General features: G+C 59.0%; 1 protein-coding gene and 1 pseudogene. Both read right to left on the bottom strand.

Annotated features, from left to right (window positions below):
* The coding region (locus EOL86_14170; protein NCD26718.1) for a TonB-dependent receptor at nucleotides 1-1,786 on the bottom strand (1,786 nt) is incomplete at its 3' end.
* Between the two features lie 116 nt (nucleotides 1,787-1,902).
* Nucleotides 1,903-2,032: pseudogene (locus tag EOL86_14165) on the bottom strand (glycosyltransferase family 2 protein).

The following is a 2,032-nucleotide window of genomic DNA, read 5'->3' as shown; positions in this document are numbered from 1 at the left end:
ATGGATGAATGCAGAAAGAACTGGTGTCGCGGGCTGATGTCGCCGTACATGCTTTCAAAGGTGTCCAGAGCCTCGCCTTCGTACGCATAGTCGTCTTCGTAATAGCTCTGTACCAGGCGCGCAGTTTCCACCAGTCCAGGGGAACCCAGGTCGCGCTCAGCTCCAGCCCATGCATGGTGGCCGATTCATCGTTTTCCGTGCGTGAATCGAGCTGAAGATGGTATGTGGGCGTGGTTTCCGGATAAATATTTTGGGGCGAGTAGGTCGTGGTCATCAGGTTTTCGGCCTTGGCGCAATACACGGATGTATCGAAGAACAATGTGCTCGATGGCGAGAAGCGGTGCCCCAGTTCCCAGACGATGATGTTTTCCGCGTCGAGATCGCCGTCGCCGGTGACGGACGAGCGTAGGGGAAGAATGTTGCCGGAATTCGGGGGCATCTCGATATTGCGGACGTCCACGTGATACGTCACGTCCTGTTCGGCCACGGATGGCGTGCGCACGGAGCGCGATACCGCGCCCCAGAGGGCGTGGGTTTCCGTGACGTGCCAGAGCAGGCGGGCGCTGGGCAGGATTTCCACGCCGGTTTGGTCGTTGCGTTCGAATTTGCTGCCCAGGGTCAGAATCCAGCGGCCATCGGCGAAAGAAATTTCATCCTGGACAAAGGCGCTGAAAAGATTGTCCGAGCGATCTGACGTGGCAAAATAGACCGCGTTTTCGTCGGAGGACGTGTTGACCGCGATCGAGCGGTAGCCGATGCCCCATTGGGTAAAATGGTTTTTTAGTGGCTTGAATTGGTGCTGGAAGTCGAGGTCCAGGGTATCTATGCCGACCTCGTAGTGCGGGCTGTCATGTTCGTCGCGGGTGTAGTAGGCTTGCAGGCCGATGGAGGACTCCCCACCCAGATCTCGTTCGTAGCGCCCTAGAACCGTGGCCAGCAGGATGTCCCGGATGTTGCTTTTGGTGACGACTTCGGCGGGGGGCGTCAGGTCCGGGTAGGACAGCTCGCCCCTGTTGACGCCCTGGGTGAGATCGCCCTGAATGGTCAGCGTGGAATCCTTGTCCGGCACCAGGTCCGCGCGGAAGCCCGTTGTCGCGCTTTCCAGGGCGCCGGGAATTTCCTCGCCGTCAAGATTGACCACCTCGTCGAGGTGCCGGTATTTGCCGAAAATTCTGTAGGTGTTGTTTTCGCCAAACGCGCCGCCATGGCGCAAGGCCGCCGTGCCCAGCTCCCGGCTGCCATAAAGGGCGCTGGCCATGAATCCCTGGGTCTTGGCCGCGGACTTGGTGATGATGTTGACGATGCCGTTGACCGCGTTGGCGCCCCAGGCGCTGGTGCCGGGTCCGCGAATGACCTCGATACGGTCGATATCCTCCATGATGACGTCGATGGTTTCCCAGAAGACGCCGCTGTAGACCGGCGAATATACGCTGTGCCCATCGATCAGAACCAGCAGCTTGTTTTCAAAAATGGGATTGAATCCGCGTCCCCGCGAGGACACGGACCAGATCCCCGCGTTGTTTTGGCCCACCATGAGTCCCGGCACCAGGCGCAGGGCTTCGGGAATGCTTGTCGCCCCGCTGCGCCGGATATCCTCGTTGGTGATCACGGACACTGCGGCCGCTGTTTCCTGCAGGTTTTGCGCGCGTTTGGACATGGAGGTCACGGTCAGGTCCATGAGCTCCTCAAGGCTCATGTCCAGGTAGGTATTGGCGCAGATGGCCGCTTTCGCGGGCATGAAGGCGAAGGCGAGGAGAAGGGCGAGGATTTGTTTCACGAACGGCATGCTTGGCTCCTGGGTGGGGCGGTGTCGGGACGGCCTGCAATCACAGGGGGTTACCTTTTTTGTGAAGGCGATGACCGTTTGATTCTGGATTGTGGGCGAGGCGTCGTGTTCATGTTCAGTTCCGTCAGTCTGATATATTTCTGGAAGGCGTAGAAAAAAGAGTTGACCGCGAGCACGAATCCGGCCTTTCCGTCCAGGAAACCGAGGCGGATCAGATAGATTTTCAGGAAGCGGGCCAGCCCATGC

This window comes from Deltaproteobacteria bacterium, from assembly GCA_009930495.1.
In the GTDB taxonomy this organism is placed as follows: Bacteria; Desulfobacterota; Desulfovibrionia; order Desulfovibrionales; family Desulfomicrobiaceae; genus Desulfomicrobium.
Note: the sequence above shows the minus strand (reverse complement) of the source record. Positions and strands in the feature narration are given on the sequence as shown.